This is a genomic window from Mixta sp. BE291, assembly GCF_031457955.1.
Lineage (GTDB): Bacteria > Pseudomonadota > Gammaproteobacteria > Enterobacterales > Enterobacteriaceae > Mixta.
The window spans coordinates 1-15,915 of sequence record NZ_JAVDXN010000016.1 but is presented as its reverse complement, the minus strand read 5'-3'; the positions used below and the strand labels follow the sequence as shown (position 1 = coordinate 15,915).

Annotated in this window: 14 protein-coding genes and 1 tRNA gene; 6 read left to right on the top strand and 9 right to left on the bottom strand. The window is 56.2% G+C overall.

Features of this window, described 5'->3' with window-relative positions:
- Positions 1-27: 27 nt before the first annotated feature.
- Both efp and J2X14_RS20845 read left to right on the top strand, forming a co-directional pair.
- A complete protein-coding gene (gene efp / locus J2X14_RS20850) occupies positions 28-594 on the top strand; it encodes an elongation factor P (RefSeq protein ID WP_352413053.1) in 567 nt (188 codons plus the stop codon).
- A 133-nt stretch (positions 595-727) separates the two neighbouring features.
- Positions 728-862: an entericidin A/B family lipoprotein gene (locus J2X14_RS20845; RefSeq protein ID WP_352413052.1), complete on the top strand. Its 135-nt coding sequence runs from the start codon at positions 728-730 to the stop codon at positions 860-862.
- A gap of 93 nt (positions 863-955) precedes the next feature.
- Here the strand turns inward: J2X14_RS20845 and J2X14_RS20840 are convergent, their stop codons facing one another.
- Positions 956-1,507 carry a lipocalin family protein gene (locus tag J2X14_RS20840; protein WP_352413051.1) on the bottom strand — a complete coding sequence of 184 codons (552 nt, stop codon included), beginning with the start codon at positions 1,505-1,507 and terminating at the stop codon, positions 956-958.
- Between the two features lie 197 nt (positions 1,508-1,704).
- Between J2X14_RS20840 and J2X14_RS20835 the strand changes: the two genes are divergently transcribed.
- A complete protein-coding gene (locus J2X14_RS20835) occupies positions 1,705-3,153 on the top strand; it encodes a flagellin N-terminal helical domain-containing protein (protein ID WP_352413066.1) in 1,449 nt (482 codons plus the stop codon).
- Positions 3,154-3,157: 4 nt separating this feature from the next.
- Here J2X14_RS20835 and frdD read toward each other — a convergent pair whose 3' ends face one another.
- The 5 genes from frdD to J2X14_RS20810 all read right to left on the bottom strand — a co-directional run bounded on the left by frdD (position 3,158) and on the right by J2X14_RS20810 (position 8,183).
- Entirely contained in the window at positions 3,158-3,514 is a 357-nt protein-coding gene (gene frdD, locus J2X14_RS20830) for a fumarate reductase subunit FrdD (RefSeq protein ID WP_352413050.1), read from the bottom strand.
- Between the two features lie 6 nt (positions 3,515-3,520).
- Positions 3,521-3,916 carry a fumarate reductase subunit FrdC gene (frdC, locus tag J2X14_RS20825; RefSeq protein ID WP_352413049.1) on the bottom strand — a complete coding sequence of 132 codons (396 nt, stop codon included), beginning with the start codon at positions 3,914-3,916 and terminating at the stop codon, positions 3,521-3,523.
- Positions 3,917-3,926: 10 nt separating this feature from the next.
- Entirely contained in the window at positions 3,927-4,661 is a 735-nt protein-coding gene (locus J2X14_RS20820) for a succinate dehydrogenase/fumarate reductase iron-sulfur subunit (RefSeq protein WP_352413048.1), read from the bottom strand.
- Positions 4,654-6,444 carry a fumarate reductase (quinol) flavoprotein subunit gene (frdA, locus tag J2X14_RS20815; protein ID WP_352413047.1) on the bottom strand — a complete coding sequence of 597 codons (1,791 nt, stop codon included), beginning with the start codon at positions 6,442-6,444 and terminating at the stop codon, positions 4,654-4,656. Before frdA ends, J2X14_RS20820 begins: the two co-directional genes overlap by 8 nt.
- 179 nt (positions 6,445-6,623) lie before the next feature.
- Positions 6,624-8,183 (bottom strand): methyl-accepting chemotaxis protein, encoded by a 1,560-nt coding sequence (locus J2X14_RS20810; protein ID WP_352413046.1) that lies wholly within the window; start codon positions 8,181-8,183, stop codon positions 6,624-6,626.
- Positions 8,184-8,561: 378 nt separating this feature from the next.
- Between J2X14_RS20810 and epmA the strand changes: the two genes are divergently transcribed.
- Positions 8,562-9,539: an elongation factor P--(R)-beta-lysine ligase gene (gene epmA / locus J2X14_RS20805; protein ID WP_352413045.1), complete on the top strand. Its 978-nt coding sequence runs from the start codon at positions 8,562-8,564 to the stop codon at positions 9,537-9,539.
- 44 nt (positions 9,540-9,583) lie between these two features.
- Here the strand turns inward: epmA and mscM are convergent, their stop codons facing one another.
- The 3 genes from mscM to rsgA all read right to left on the bottom strand — a co-directional run bounded on the left by mscM (position 9,584) and on the right by rsgA (position 14,976).
- Complete coding sequence (mscM, locus tag J2X14_RS20800) at positions 9,584-12,910, bottom strand: miniconductance mechanosensitive channel MscM (protein ID WP_352413044.1); 3,327 nt, start codon at positions 12,908-12,910, stop codon at positions 9,584-9,586.
- Between the two features lie 9 nt (positions 12,911-12,919).
- Positions 12,920-13,819, bottom strand: coding sequence for an archaetidylserine decarboxylase (asd, locus tag J2X14_RS20795; RefSeq protein ID WP_352413043.1), 900 nt, complete (start codon positions 13,817-13,819; stop codon positions 12,920-12,922).
- Positions 13,820-13,923: 104 nt separating this feature from the next.
- Entirely contained in the window at positions 13,924-14,976 is a 1,053-nt protein-coding gene (gene rsgA, locus J2X14_RS20790; RefSeq protein ID WP_352413042.1) for a small ribosomal subunit biogenesis GTPase RsgA, read from the bottom strand.
- 152 nt (positions 14,977-15,128) lie between these two features.
- On the opposite strand from rsgA, the gene orn reads away from it, so the two are divergent.
- Positions 15,129-15,671 (top strand): oligoribonuclease, encoded by a 543-nt coding sequence (gene orn / locus J2X14_RS20785; protein ID WP_352413041.1) that lies wholly within the window; start codon positions 15,129-15,131, stop codon positions 15,669-15,671.
- A 150-nt stretch (positions 15,672-15,821) separates the two neighbouring features.
- Positions 15,822-15,897 (top strand) — tRNA-Gly (locus tag J2X14_RS20780).
- Positions 15,898-15,915 lie beyond the last annotated feature (18 nt).

Below are 15,915 nucleotides of genomic sequence, written 5' to 3'. Positions count from 1 at the left end.
TACCAGTATTAATTGTAGAGGGCCTTTATGGCGACTTATTCTAGCAACGATTTTCGCAACGGTCTCAAAATCATGTTCGAAGGCGAGCCTTATGCTATCGAATCCAGTGAGTTTGTTAAACCGGGCAAAGGCCAGGCGTTCGCACGCGTTAAGATGCGTCGTCTGTTAACCGGCAAGCTGATCGAAAAAACTTTTAAATCTACCGATTCCGCCGAAGGCGCAGACGTAGTGGATATGAACCTGACTTACCTCTATAACGACGGTGAGTTCTGGCATTTCATGAACAACGAAACCTTCGAACAGCTGGCTGCGGATAGCAAAGCCGTAGGTGAAAATGCGAAATGGCTGCTGGATCAGGCCGAGTGCATCGTGACCCTGTGGAACGGTAGCCCGATTACCGTTACGCCGCCGAACTTTGTTGAGCTGGAAATTGTTGATACCGATCCGGGCCTGAAAGGCGACACCGCTGGTACTGGCGGCAAACCGGCGACGCTGACCACTGGCGCAGTGGTTAAAGTGCCGTTATTTGTACAGATCGGCGAAGTGATCAAAGTTGACACCCGCTCTGGCGAATACGTCTCACGCGTAAAATAAGCATTATAAAGCGCATCCACGGATGCGCTTTTTTTTATTAAGAGCCATTTCCTGGATGGTTACGAGCAAGCGTTCAATTTCGGGCTATGCTTTAGTTGCTGTACTTTCAACTGTAACCAACAAGGAAATGGCTATGTCTAAGAAAAGTATTGTTGCTCTCTTTTCCGCTCTGATTCTTTCTACTCTGCTTTCCGCTTGTAATACCACGCGCGGCGTAGGCGAAGATGTGGAAGCTGGCGGCCAGGCGATTCAGCGCGGCGCCCAGTAAATTGAACGGTGCGGAACGCTGTTCCGTACCGGCATTCTCCCGTTTTATCGTTGCGACGAAACAACGCCCATCGCTTATCTCGCCGCCCGGCATTTATTCTGCCGCTTGCGTTGGCGCAGCGCCGTTCTGTTTCACCCAAATCAGCTGTTCGACCGGGAAACCGGCTGCTTTTGCCTGAGCGGTGAGTCGCTGTTTAACGGACGCATCCAGCTGCGGCGTTCGCGACAGGATCCACAGGTAGTTATGGTTTGGCCCGCACACCAGCGCATAGCGATAGTCGCTATCGAGCGCAATCACATTGTAGCCGCCGTAAAAAGGCCCAAAGAAAGAGACTTTCAGCGCCGCACGCTGCGGTGAGCCGGTAAAGTAAGCTTTACCGATGCTCTCTTTCCAGCTCTGCTTCTGCGGGCTGTAGCCGCGATTAATGACTTTCAGGCCGCCATCGTCTCGCTTACTGTAGGTCGCGGTGACGTGATCGAGGCCGCGTTCGAAGCGGTGATTAAGGCGGGCAATTTCATACCATTGCCCCAGATAGCGATCGGCCTCGAAATTTTCCACTACCGTGACATTTTTCGGCGGTGTGGTGCTGCAAGCCACAGAGAGCAGGGCACCCACGCTGGCAATAACGCTTTTCCATAGTGACATAATGCTTTCCTGATAAGTTTTAACGGCTTAAGTATAGGACTTGAAATTACCGCCTGCCGTTTACTTCAAAAGATTTAATGATCGAGCGCAAAGGCCTGTCAGAAGAGGCGGTAAGCCTGTGTAAAGCCGCTAAAGCGGTGCGCCTCTGCGCCGATAACCTTTCTACTCAAATAACAGTCAGTGAAGAATTTCTAATCATGGCGACCATTAATACCAATCTGTTATCAGCCAACGTGCTGAAAAATCAGGCAAAGGACGCCTCGCAGCTTAGCCAGACGATTGCACGACTTTCATCCGGTTTACGCGTTAATAACGCGAAAGATGATGCCGCCGGTCAGGCGATTGCTAACCGTATGACGGCTAACCTCGGTGCTGACAGCGTGATTGGACGCGGGCTGGACGATGGCATCAGCCTGTCGGAAACCGCTGACGGCGGGCTGGATTCTATTTCCCAACTGCTGATTCGCGCGAAAGAGCTGGCGGTTCGCTCGGTAAACGATGCGTTATCAGAAAGCGATCGCCAGAGCCTACAGGGTGAATTCCAGCAAATCAGCGAAACCATCGATCAGATTGCCGGTAATACGGAGATCTTTGGTCGCTATCCGCTGGCGCCTGCGCAGGCGGATCTGCCGGTTAAGCTGGGCAATGTGGCGCCTGCCACCAGCAAATTTCCACAGCCGGGCGTCAGCTATGGTTTCACCTCTGGCGTGGTGTCGCTGGCCTATATTCCGGCCGGTGCCACGAACGTCGTGATGGATATCAACTCTTTTTCTTATGATGATGATATCCAGATTTTTACCCGCGATGGCAAACATCTGGTCGGCACGCCGCTGCAGGGCAGCGACCCTGATACCACCTGGATAAGTAAAGGTATTACCAGCGCAGCGCAGGCCAACAGCGGCGTTATCACCGAAGCGAACGGCTTTTTGCCGGGCGCCAGCTATGATGACTCGGCGTTGTTGCAGGGCGGCAGCGTCTACAACCTGAACGGCAACGCCACACAGAGCTATAACGGGATGAACCTGACCTATAGCGGCGACGGCGATCGGTATGAAGATGCGACCACCGGCGGATTTAACGACGGTAACGTCTCCAGCGCCAATACCAATGAGCGCGTGCGTATTGATAACGTGACGGAAGACCTGGTGCTCCTGGTGGTGGGCAACGGTTCATTTAACGCCAAAATGAGCTGGGGCAATATGCCAACGCCAACCTATACGCCGACGGATCAGGTTAAGGTCAGCACGGCTACGCAGGTAGTAACCAGCGCCAACTTTGGCGACGAATTGCGGACGAAAACCATCGCGCCAACGCCTTCCGATAGCGCTTCGCTCGGGCTGGCGAATACCCGTCTTAATCCAAAAGATGAGGCGTCGAAGGCGCTGGGCGCGCTGGATAAAGCGTTGCAAACCGTTAGCGGCTATCGCGGCGAATATGGCGCGACCATTAATAGCCTGGAATCGACCAAGGCGACGTTATCGGCGCAGACGCAGGCCACAACCGCCGCGCGCAGCCGTATTATGGATGCGGACTATGCGCTGGAAGCGAGTAACCTGACCAAAGCGCAAATCATTCAGCAGGCGAGCAATGCGGTGCTGGTGCAGGCGAACCAGCAGCCACAGATGATGCTCTCTTTGCTTAAGTAGTGATTTATAGCGTGATAACGCCGACAGCCGCTATCACCGTAAGGATCGCCGCCAGCCCGTAGAACCACCATTTGCTGGCGGGAATCGCGAACTGAAGATCGTGTGCGCCATGATGCAGACGATGCAGCGCGCACCATAACGGCAGCACAATCGCCAGGAAAATCAGCCCGCGTCCTGAAACGCTAGCGGCAAATGCCCGAATGCGCTCATAGCTGAGCGCCTCATCCGGCCACCAGCCCAGCGGTAGCAACAGGCCAACCAGCAGAATCGCAACCGGCGAAACCACGGCCGCCCACATGCCTCCCGCGCCAAACAGCCCCCAGAACAGTGGCTCATCCGATCGTTGTGGTTGTTGCATCATCTTCTCCTACATTGCCAGCGCCAGCCACAGCGCACCTAATGTCACTAACAGCGTAACGATCCACAGCATAAGAATGATCGGCTGCGGCTTTATCTTTTCACCTTTGACGATCACGATAGTCGCCTTAGGGGCCAGTTCAAACCAGGTTTTGCTGTGCAGCAGGGCGGCGGCCAACGCGATCAGGTTTACCAGCAGCGTCACCGGATGCTGCAGGAAAGCGACAAAATGCGCCCAGGCGTCCGGGCCGTTTTTTAGCGCATACAGGCCGAAAATCAGCAGCAGGCTAAACCACAATGCCGGAATTGCAGTGCCTTCGCGCAGCATATAAAAGCGGTAGAAAGCCAGCTGTCGCCACCAGTTGGTTGATACCGGCGCCAGATAAGGTTTGCGTTTGCTTATCATTCACTGCTCCTTAGTGCGGTTTCAGTCGGGCAATCAGATAATCTTTGGCGCTTTCCACTTTTCCTTGCTGAATCGCCGCCGCCGGATCGACATGTTTCGGGCAGACTTCAGAGCAAAAGCCCACAAAGGTGCAGGGCCAAACGCCGTTATCACCGTTTAACAACGGCATACGTTCGGCTTTGCCACGATCGCGGCTATCCAGGTTGTAGCGATGCGCCAGCGCGATAACCGCCGGACCCAAAAACTGTGGATTAAGCGCAAACTGCGGGCAGGCGGCATAGCACAAGCCACAATTGATACAGCCGGAAAACTGATGATAGCGCGCCATCTGCGCTGGCGTTTGCCGGTTCGCTCCCTGCGTCGGCACGCGTGGATTGCCTAAAATGTACGGCTTTATCGCCTCAAGGCTGGCGATAAAGTGGCTCATATCCACCACTAAATCGCGCTCCACCGGGAAATTTGCCAGCGGCGCGATGCGCAGGCCGTCAGGGTAATCGCGCAGAAAAACCTTACAGGCAAGCTTAGGAATACCGTTGACCATCATGCCGCAGGAGCCGCAAATCGCCATGCGGCATGTCCAGCGCCAGGCCAAATCCAGCGCCAGGTTATCTTTGATATAACCCAGCGCATCCAGCAGCGACGTCTGCTCATCCCAAGGCACCGAAAAGTGTTCATCGTGCGGCGCGGCGTCCCTTTCCGGCTGATAGCGCTGGACGATGATATTGAGGGTGGGATGTTTATTCATGAGGCGCCTCCTGAGCCTGCGCGGCCTCTGCCTGTGCGCCGTAGAGCCGCTGTGCGGGCGGCAGGCGGGTAAGGGTTACCGGAGAGGTTTCAATACGCGGCGCGCCGTCGGCGTTAAAGAACGTCAGCGTATGGTGCAGATAGTGTTGATCGTCGCGCTGTTGGCAGCCCTCATCCAGCCGCTGATGCGCACCACGTGACTCTTTACGATGCAGCGCCGCATGCGCCATACATTCGGCGACGTTCAGGCTGTGCTCCAGCTCAAGGCTGTAGAGCAGTTCCGTATTGAAAACGCTGCTGCTGTCGCTGATATGCAGGCGTTGATAGCGCGCTTTGAGATCCGCCAGCGTATCGATGGTTTGCTGCATGCCTTCAGGAGTGCGATAGATGCCGCAGCCCTGTTCCATGCTGCGGCCCATCGCATCACGCAGCGTTGACCAGCGTTCCGTTCCCGGCTGGTTAACACGCGCCAGCAGGCGCTGTTCCACATCGTTTGCTTGCGCGGCCAGGGCGCGTTCGCTGTTGGGATGCGACGCCAGCGCCCGTTCCGCCGCCTGTTCGCCCGCCAGACGGCCGAACACCACCAGCTCCGCCAGCGAGTTCGATCCCAGTCGATTCGCGCCATGCAGGCCGATAGCGGCACATTCCCCGGCAGCAAACAGCCCGTTAATACGCGTTTCGCCGCGCGCATCGGTTTCGATGCCGCCCATGGTGTAATGCGCCGTGGGACGTACCGGAATCGGCGCGTTCACCGGATCGACGCCCACATAGGCTTTGCTCAGCTCGCAGATAAACGGCAGCCGTTCATGCAGTTTTTTGGCGCCGAGGTGACGCAGGTCGAGATGCACCACTTCGCCGCGCGAACTGGAAAAGGTGCGGCCCGCCTGCCACTCATGCCAGAACGCCTGCGAGACTTTATCCCGCGGGCCCAGCTCCATATACTTATTCTTTGGCTGGCCGGGCGGCGTTTCCGGCCCCAGGCCATAATCCTGCAGATAGCGATAGCCATCTTTATTTACCAGGATGCCGCCTTCGCCGCGACAGCCTTCCGTCATTAAAATGCCGGAGCCGGGCAGGCCGGTTGGATGGTACTGCACAAACTCCATGTCGCGCAGAGGCACGCCGTGACGCAGCGCCATGCCCATGCCATCGCCGGTGACAATACTGCCGTTGGTGTTATAGCGGTAAACGCGTCCGGCGCCGCCCGTTGCCAGCACCACGGCGTTGGCACGCAGCGTAACCAGCGTGCCCTCCATCATATTCAGCGCCACCAGGCCGCCAACGCGCTCTTCATCCACCAGCAGATCCAGAACAAAATGTTCATCGAAACGGCGAATCTGCGGATATTTCAGCGACGTCTGAAACAGCGTATGCAGCATATGAAAGCCGGTTTTATCGGCGGCAAACCAGGTGCGCTCGATCTTCATACCGCCGAAGCGCCGCACATTAATGGTTCCGTCCTCTTTGCGGCTCCACGGGCAGCCCCACTGCTCCAGCTGGATCATCTCCTGCGGACAGTGCCGCACAAAGTAATCCACCACATCCTGTTCGCACAGCCAGTCGCCGCCTGCCACCGTGTCATGGAAATGGGCATCGAAACTGTCATGCTGTTGGGTAACGGCGGCAGCTCCGCCTTCGGCGGCCACGGTATGGCTACGCATGGGATAGACTTTTGACACCAGGGCAATAGATAACGCTGGTTGGGCAACTGCCGCAGCGATCGCCGCCCGCAATCCGGCGCCGCCCGCGCCGACAATCACTACATCGGCCTGAATGCTCTGCACGGTGACCTCCCGTCGAATGCTGAATAACTCTTTAGGGTTAGGTAGTGTAGAGCAGGGGGTGAGGGGTGATTTTGATGTGTTCGATGTTTTAACCGGTTAATGGTGAGGTCATTAACCGGCGAGTAGCATGCGCCTTCAGCCGCTCGGTCGCGGGCCGAAGGCGCACAGGGGAAGGCGAATCAAACCGCTTCGTTGACTTTAAATACCCGCATCGCCTGCGCCAGCTGAGCGGCCTGCTCCTGCATCGCCTGGGCTGCTGCCGCAGACTCATTCACCAACGCGGCATTCTGCTGGGTCACCTGATCCATCTGGGTAATGGCGGCGTTGATTTCATCGATGCCGGTGCTCTGTTCGGTGCTGGCGATCGAGATTTCACCCATGATTTCCGTCACGCTTTTCACGCTGGTCAGCACTTCATTCATGGTGCTACCGGCGTTCGCCACCTGTTTACCGCCTTCATCGACCTTGTTAACTGAATCTTCGATCAGCTGCGCGATCTCTTTCGCTGCGGAGGCGGAACGCTGCGCCAGGTTGCGTACTTCAGACGCCACCACCGCGAAGCCGCGTCCCTGTTCGCCCGCCCGCGCTGCTTCTACCGCGGCGTTCAGCGCCAGGATATTGGTCTGGAAGGCGATGCCGTCAATCACGCTGATGATATCGACAATTTTACGCGATGAGTTGCTGATGGTCTCCATGGTGTTAACCACCTGCTTCACCGCATCGCCGCTCTGTACCGCGACTTTTGACGCCAGCGTCGCCAGCTGATTGGCCTGACGGGCGTTATCGGCGTTTTGTTTAACGGTTGAGGTCATCTGCTCCATTGCCGAAGCGGTCTCCTCCAGCGAGCTGGCCTGCTGCTCGGTGCGTGAAGAGAGATCCATATTTCCGGCAGAGATTTCACTGGAGGCGTGAGCGATCATATCGGTGCCGACGCGCACTTCGGTGACGATCTTCAGCAGATTGTCGTTCATTTTTTTCAGCGCCTGCATCAGCTGGCCCGTTTCATCCGATGAGCTGACCTTGATAACCGTACGCAGATCGCCTGCGGCCACGTTTTCCGCAATGCTGACGGCGGCGCGCAGCGGCTGCACGATGGAGCGGGTCAGGAAGTAGCCCAGCAGCACCGCAGCGATGATCGCCAGCGCGGAGAAGATCAGGGTAATGTTGATCGCCATGGTCGCGTCTTCCACGGCGTGAGCGCCTTCGGCTTCCAGCTGCAGCGATTGGGAGTCAGCGAACTTCACCACGATATTAAGAAAGGCATTTTGCGCTGGGGTTATTTTACGCAGCGCGAAGTCCGCAGCGGCGTCGACATTGCCGGTATTGATCAGGGCGAGCAGCTGCTGGCTGGCCTCGGCAAAGGCCTGTGCGGCCTCTTTTACTGCCTGGATTTTTTTCTGGCCGACGGCGGTGGTTTGCAGACGTGAGATTTTTTCTATCGATTCATTGGTTTGCTGCGTTGCCTGCTCAAGCTGGCTGATACGCTTTTGGTTCATTTCGGGACGAGAAGTATCAATCACCATGCCGCGCAAAAATTTAATCTGATCGTTAACGCCATCGCGCACATCAAACGCCAGCCTGACTTTGATATAGCGATCGTTAACGATATTCCCTACTGCGGTATTAATATTATTTATTTTAATTACCGCTGTTACGCTCACAATAATCAACAGCAGTATGACTAAACTGAAGGCTGCGCCGAGGCGAAAGCCCACTTTCATATTCTTCACTGATAACATTATCCGTATCCCTTTGCCTGAAGTAGATTAATACAATTATCTAAAAATATTCTTCATCCCAGCGCGATATCCTGGGATAGCCGGAGCTTTATGGCTTCGTTAGCGTCTGATGCTGTTTTGCTTTCAACAGAGCGAGTTACGTCAGCGCGCAGCAGCAACGCTGCTTTCGCGTAACGCGTTTCCACCATCGGCAGCGTGCAGAAAAACTTGATAAAACATTGGTTAAAAATTCCTGGGTCACCGGCGGCAGCGATCGCCCGCAGCAGTGGCATTGATAACGCGCGGCGGTAAAAAACCGCGGGTTCTGTCTGCGGAAATTTGTCTGATAACCGCGTTACGCGTAGACTGCATCCCCTTGTTTGACTGAGGAGTAAACCCATGAGCGAGACGGCAAGCTGGCAGCCGAGCGCACCCATCTCTAACCTGTTGAAGCGCGCGAAAATATTGGCAGAAATTCGTCGTTTCTTTGCCGATCGCGGCGTACTGGAGGTGGAAACCCCGGCGATGAGTCAGGCTACGGTAACCGATATTCATCTGGTTACCTTCCAGACCCGCTTTGTCGGACCTGGCGCTTCGCAAGGGTTAGATCTCTGGTTAATGACCAGCCCGGAATACCATATGAAGCGGCTGCTGGCTGCTGGCAGCGGGCCGATTTATCAAATGGGGCGCAGTTTCCGTAACGAAGAGGCGGGCCGCCACCATAATCCGGAATTCACGATGCTGGAGTGGTATCGCCCGCACTATGATATGTATCGCCTGATGAATGAGGTGGACGATCTGCTGCAACAGGTGCTGGAGTGCCAGTCGGCGGAATCGCTCTCTTACCAGCAGGCGTTTATTCGTCATCTGGAGATCGATCCGCTCTCTGCCGATAAAGCGCAGCTGCGTGAGGTGGCGGAAAAGCTGGGCGTGGGTGATTTGGCGAATGCCGAAGAGGATCGCGATACGCTGTTACAGCTGCTGTTTATGCTGGGCGTGGAAACCAAAATTGGTCAGGACAAACCGACCTTTATTTATCACTTTCCGGCCACTCAGGCGGCGCTGGCGGAAATCAGCACCGAAGACCATCGCGTCGCGGAACGGTTTGAAGTCTATTTCAAAGGCATTGAGCTGGCGAACGGCTTCCGTGAGCTGACCGATGCGCGCGAGCAGCGTCAGCGTTTTGAACAGGATAACCGTCGTCGCGCCGCACGCGGCCTGCCGCAGCAGCCAATTGATACGCATCTGCTGGCTGCGCTGGAACATGGCATGCCTGCCTGCTCTGGCGTCGCGCTTGGCGTTGATCGCCTGGTAATGCTGGCGCTGAAAGCGGAGTCTCTGAGTGAGGTTATCGCTTTCCCGGTCGATCGCTGCTAAACCTCTCCGGCAGGCGCCGTGACCGCCTGCCGGTAAGCCATCTGTTACAGCCCGCCCGATTTAAACGTATGCGATGCCGACGCGCCGTTGCTGGCTGGCTTGCGCTTCGCCGCCGTCTCCATACGCACCTGGAACGGCGGGAACGGCATCTCAATATCATGTTCACGGAAGCCGTGCAGAATCAGCTGATGCAGTTCATGACGCAGCGGCATACGATGCCCCATCTCCGCCGCATGGATACGTAGCTCAAACAGCTGGATCCCCTGCTGCAAATCCACCAGGAACACTTCCGGCGCAGGCGTATCCAGCACATAGGTACAGCGCTCGCAGGCGCGTTGCAAAATCGTCGTGACCTGTTCGCTGTCTACGCCGGCGGGCGCGGGCACGGTCAGCACCACGCGCGTCACCGAGTCGGAAAGCGACCAGTTAACGAACTGCTCGGTAATAAAGGCTTTGTTCGGTACGATAATCTCTTTGCGATCCCAGTCGGTAATGGTGGTGGCGCGGGTATTAATGCGCGTAATACTGCCGGTAAGATCGCGGATGGTAACCGTATCGCCAATGCGGATCGGCTTTTCAAACAGGATAATCAGGCCGGAGATAAAGTTGGCGAAAATCTCCTGCAGGCCGAAGCCCAGTCCCACACCCAGCGCCGCCACCAGCCACTGCAATTTCGACCACTCAATGCCGATCATTGAGAAGCCCATCAGGCCGCCAATCAACAACAGCAAATATTTGGTCAGCGTGGTAATCGCGTAACCGGTACCGGGCGTCAGGCTGAGATGCTGCAACAGCGCCAGCTCCAGCAGCGCGGGCATATTACGCACCAGCTGCGTAGTGATAATAAAGATCAGAATAGCGATTAACACTGAACCAAGGGTAATCGGATGCAGGCTTTCCACGCCCTGCACCGTACTGCTGACATCCCACAGGCGAATATTTTCCAGGAAGGCGAAAGCTGAATGGATTTCCGACCACAGCACAATCACCGAGAGCAGGGCGATCAGCGTCAGAATCGAACGTACCAGACGCAGCGACTGCGCGCTAATGGCATCCAGATCGATAACCGGCTCATCAACGTCCATGGCATCGGTGGTTTGCGCGGTGGTTTCTTCTTCGCCGCGCGCGCGGTGCGCCAGCATTTCAGCACGACGCTGGCGCGCACGATCAAAGGCGATGCGGCGGCGCTGGATCAGCATCCAGCGCCGAATAATATGGTAAATCACCAGCAGCAGGAACCAGATAGCAACGGAGGTTTCCAGCCTTGCCAGCAGCGCCTGGGCGGTAGCCAGATAGCCGATGCAGGAGGCCGCCGCCGCCGCCAGTGGAATACAGATCAGGATATTCCAGAAGATGCGGTTAATAACGTTTTCGCCGCTGCCTTCATTATCCAGCCAGAGCGGAATACCGGCGCGCTTCAGGCTGACGGTCACCAGACTCAGCGCGCCGCAGATCAAAATAAAGCACAGCCGTCCCAGCGTGGCGGAGAACTGGCGATCTTCCAGATTGGCGAAGGTAATCAGCAGCATGATCAGCGGAACAATCAGGCCGATAGAGAGCGAATAGTAGCGCATGGCCCGCGCGACCCTTAACTGCGGCCAGCGGAAATGAATAATAAACAGCCCGTTAGAGCGCGCAAAGGCGGCGCTGATCATAAAGGCCCACAGCAGCGGCAGCGTGGCGGTGACGCCATCGCCGATAGCGACCGCCACCGGATAAGGCCAGGCGTGCTGTAAACCAAAACCAAGCGCAGCCCACAGCACCGGTAAGGGCAGGGCCACCAGAATTGACCAGAAAACGGTGCGCAGCGTCAGGGTAAAGTGATCCTGCGTCACTTTGCCCACGCGACCGGCGGCGCGCGCCAGAAAAGCGTTGTAGTGACGTCGTGAGCTAATACTGAAACCAACCAGCAGCACCGCGCCGAGAATCGGCAACACGGTTTCCCGGTTGGTGACCATCATCATCAGCGCGCCGCCCAGCTGGCCCAGCGTATCCAGCGATAGCAGCTGCGTAAGATCGCGCGCCACCTCCAGCGGATAGCTCAGGCTTAAAGGATTGACGTCGGCGGTCCAGAACAGATAGCGGTGGGTAGCCTCTTTAATTTCGCCCAGCGCGTCTTCCAGCTGACTGTTCGCCACCTTCAGCTTAGTCACTTCCAGAATCAGCGTATCGCAGCCGGAGATCAGCGAGCCGAGCAGCTCGCGCTGGGTTTTGATCTGCGCATCCAGAATACGGTTTTGTTCGCTGGTCAGCGGCTCGCCGTTCTCTTGCTTGAGCCGACGCAGCTGCTGCTGGTGGCTGAGCAGATCTTCATAATGCAGGCGCTGCACGCGCAGCTGGCCCATCTCACTGTCCAGCTGCTGCGAAATGGGCATTTCCGGCAGGCGCGCGACCTGAGCACGCAAGGCCTCGCCCAGCAAATTAGAGGCGCCCAGCCACTGCGACTGCTCGCGAATCGTGCTGAGCGCCTGGCGTACCTGGATGGTCTGGTTAGTTGCCTGGCGCTGCTGGGAAGCGATCAGATCAAGGCGCTGGGCCTGCTGATTGAGCGCGGCGGAAAGCTCGCGGTTAACGTGAAACTGTTCGGTGATCGACGCCGGTAAGTCGCCGCTGTTTTCCGCCAGCCGTTCGGTACGCGCCAGCGCCAGTTCCGCTTCATGCTGGCGCAGGCTGTTTAACTGATTGCGCAGCGACTGGAGATAATCATCCAGCTGCTCCGCTTTTTTCTGATGTACTTCGGCACGCATCCGCGCCAGCTCCTGACGATTATTCGCCGACAGCTGCGCCAGTTCCAGTTCGTCAACGCGCGCCTTTAACGCCGCGGATTCCGCCTGACGTGCATAGCTTTGCGCCTGCGCCAGCGCGCCCGATGCCGCTGAGGGCACCTGCAAGCCGCGCTCATTTTCGCTTAGCGCGCGCCGCGCTTCAGATTGCTGCTGCGGCAGCTGGCCCAGGGAATCACTGATCTCCCTGGCGCGATCCTGCTCCTGCTGCGCCTGACGTCCTTCTTCCAGTAGCTGACTGCTGATTTGCAGGATCTCCTGATCCAATTCAGCGCTGCTGAGACCGTTGTGAAGTGAGGGCGCACTATCATTGAGACTGGTCAGCTGCTGGCGCAGTTCGCGCGCCAGTTTAGGGAAGTCATCAATAACCTGCTGGTACTGTTTCGCGCGCTCCAATGATTCGTCGCGTGCTTCAAGAAAGCCCAACGCTGATTCCAGCGTCTGTACCCGTTCAGTTTGAGAGGGCGCGGAGCGGGCAGATTTTGCCTGCTCCAGCTCTTGACGCACCTGCACCGCATCAGGCGCGCTGGCGGCGGAGGCGGGCAGGGTAAACAGAGAGATGCAAAGAAAAAGGAGGATCAGGCGCACGCTAGAGTCTTATTGGTGATGTAAAACGGTTTCCGCATCGGTACGTGTCAGCGCCATTGCCATCGGCTGACCAAGACGCGTTTTGGTTTCAGCCTCCAGGCTTTCGGCCAGCTTAATACGACCCGGTGCGAACAGATTAATCACGGTAGATCCCAGCTTAAAGCGGCCCATTTCCTGGCCTTTCAGCAGTACCACCGCACCTTCAGCCTCCGCGCCCGGCCAACTCCAGCGTTTAATCACCCCTTCGCGCGGCGGCGTAATGGTGCCTGCCCATGCGGTTTCAATACTACCAACAATGGTCGCGCCGACCAGAATCTGCACCATTGGGCCAAACTCGGTATCGAAATAGCAGATAACGCGTTCGTTACGGGCAAACAGGTTAGGGATATTGCGGGCAGTCAGCGGATTCACCGAATAGAGATCGCCCGGTACGTAAATCATTTCGCGCAGAATACCGTTGCAGGGCATATGCACACGATGATAATCGCGCGGTGCCAGGTAGATGGTGGCAAATTCACCATCACGGAACTGAGCCGACATCTGACGATCGCCCGCCAGCAGCGCTTCCAGCGAATAGTAGTGGCCTTTTGCCTGGAAAATCGTGTCGCCTTCAATATGGCCCAGCTGGCTGACCGCGCCATCGGCCGGCAGAACCAGCAGATTCGGATCGGCATCAATCGGACGCGCTTCATCGCGCAGCGGACGAACAAAAAAGTCATTGAAGGTACGATAGCTGGCCGTGTCCGGCTTTTGCGCTTCGGACATATCGACCCGGTAGAACCAGACAAAAATATCAATCACTGCTTTGGTCAGCCAACCGGCACGCTTGCTGGCCGCCCAGCCAGCCAGCTCGGTAAGCCACTTTTTAGGGAGCAGATGATTCAGGCCGAGTTTAATTGAATCCAACACGTTAGCCTCCTGGCTTAATCACACGACGTTGAAGAAAAAGGGGGCGAATTGTAGCAGCGACAGCCCGTTTAGGCTAACGCGCTGATGATGCCATGATTGCAGCATTAATCTTCGCTGTTACCAAAGTTTTTACGCGTTTTTACCTGCGCCATGCTCTCAAGGATACGGTGATAGTTCTCGAAGCGGGAGGCATCAATCATGCCATTGTCGACGGCTTCACGGATGGCGCAGCCCGGATCGGTATCATGCTTGCAGTCACGGAATTTGCAGTCGCCTAAAAACTCACGAAATTCGACAAAACCCCGGGTGATTTGTTCCGGCTCCAGATGCCACAGACCAAATTCGCGCACGCCGGGGGAATCAATCACATCGCCGCCATGGGGAAAATGATACAGGCGAGCGGCGGTGGTGGTGTGCTGGCCCAGCCCCGAGACATCGGACACATCGTTGGTCAGGATCGGTTCATTTAATTCCAGCCCCAGTAACGCGTTGAGCAGGCTGGATTTACCTACGCCCGACTGCCCGGCAAAGATACTGATTCGGCCGGTTAACGCCGCTTCGAGATCGGCCAGGCCCGCTTTTTCATAGCTGGAAACCATCAGCACGCGATAGCCGATATGGCGATAGATATCCATCTGCTTATCGACAAAGGCACGGCCCTGATCGTCCAGCAGATCGGTTTTATTCAGCACCAGCAGCGGCTCAATGCCCAGCGTTTCACTGGCGACCAGATAACGATCGATAATATTCAGCGACAGCTCCGGCACGATGGCGGAAACAATCATGATCTGATCAATATTGGCCGCAATCGGCTTCACGCCGTCATAAAAATCGGGCCGCGTCAGCACCGTACGGCGCTCGTGTACCGCTTCGACAATGCCTTTTACCGTCGCGCCGCCTTCAACGCCAGGACGCCAGAGAACGCGATCGCCGGTAACCAGAGAGCGAATGGTGCGGCGAATATTGCAGCGGTGAACCTCGCCCACGCTATTTTCAACGTCCGCATGCATGCCGAAACGGCTAATGACGATGCCATCCTGCGCTTCACCAAACAGGCTGTCATCTGGTTCAGGCTTATCCGCACGCTGTTTTAATCGACGTTCATGGTTAGCGTTAACGCGACGCTGCTGGCCTTTAGACAGTTTATTTTTACTCACTCTTCCTCACAGGGATTCCGACGGTTTCGCCTTGTCAGGCAAAACGTCTATGATACACCCTGGGCTGAATTACGGCGAGTCACGCGGCGTGGCTTTGCGCGCCCGGTTCCTGTTCAGCTTAATAAATCAGACTGCCAACTGCGGGATAAAACATGGGAAATGAAAACAACCTTATCTGGATCGACCTGGAAATGACCGGGCTGGATCCGGAACGCGATCGCATTATTGAAATTGCGACGCTGGTCACTGATGCCAATTTAAACACGCTGGCGGAAGGGCCGGTGCTGGCGGTGCATCAGAGCGCTGAACAACTGGCGCTGATGGATGAATGGAACGTGCGTACCCATACGCAAAGCGGGCTGGTGGAGCGCGTTAAAGCGAGCCAGTATGGCGATCGCGAAGCGGAACTGGCGACGCTGGAGTTTCTGCGTCAGTGGGTGCCTGCTAACGCTTCGCCGATTTGTGGTAACAGCATTGCGCAGGATCGTCGCTTCCTGTTTAAGTATATGCCGGAGCTGGAAGCTTATTTCCACTACCGTTACCTGGATGTCAGCACGCTGAAAGAGCTGGCGCGACGCTGGAAGCCTGAGATACTGCCTGGCTTTAAAAAAGCGGGAACGCATCAGGCGCTGGACGATATTCGCGAATCGGTGGCGGAGCTGGCTTATTACCGTAGCCATTTTTTGCAGCTGTAGCAGCACGGTCGGCTAAAAAAACAGCGTTTTGCCGCTAAAATCAGCAAATGCATCGAAAGCGCAAATTTTTGCCCTCAAACGCTTGCAGGGCAAAAGTTTTCTCGTATAATGCGCTCCCCGTACCGATGAAGATTTTTATCGGCTACGACTGCGGGAATAGCTCAGTTGGTAGAGCACGACCTTGCCAAGGTCGGGGTCGCGAGTTCGAGTCTCGTTTCCCGCTCCAAAATTTGACAGGTGTTGA

Bases quoted from the DNA above. Each gene is read 5' to 3' on its own strand.
- efp (WP_352413053.1), top strand. From the start codon at position 28: ATGGCGACTTATTCTAGCAACGATTTTCGCAACGGTCTCAAAATCATG.
- J2X14_RS20845 (WP_352413052.1), top strand. From the start codon at position 728: ATGTCTAAGAAAAGTATTGTTGCTCTCTTTTCCGCTCTGATTCTTTCT.
- J2X14_RS20840 (WP_352413051.1), bottom strand. From the start codon at position 1,507: ATGTCACTATGGAAAAGCGTTATTGCCAGCGTGGGTGCCCTGCTCTCT.
- J2X14_RS20835 (WP_352413066.1), top strand. From the start codon at position 1,705: ATGGCGACCATTAATACCAATCTGTTATCAGCCAACGTGCTGAAAAAT.
- frdD (WP_352413050.1), bottom strand. From the start codon at position 3,514: ATGATGCAACAACCACAACGATCGGATGAGCCACTGTTCTGGGGGCTG.
- frdC (WP_352413049.1), bottom strand. From the start codon at position 3,916: ATGATAAGCAAACGCAAACCTTATCTGGCGCCGGTATCAACCAACTGG.
- J2X14_RS20820 (WP_352413048.1), bottom strand. From the start codon at position 4,661: ATGAATAAACATCCCACCCTCAATATCATCGTCCAGCGCTATCAGCCG.
- J2X14_RS20810 (WP_352413046.1), bottom strand. From the start codon at position 8,183: ATGTTATCAGTGAAGAATATGAAAGTGGGCTTTCGCCTCGGCGCAGCC.
- epmA (WP_352413045.1), top strand. From the start codon at position 8,562: ATGAGCGAGACGGCAAGCTGGCAGCCGAGCGCACCCATCTCTAACCTG.
- orn (WP_352413041.1), top strand. From the start codon at position 15,129: ATGGGAAATGAAAACAACCTTATCTGGATCGACCTGGAAATGACCGGG.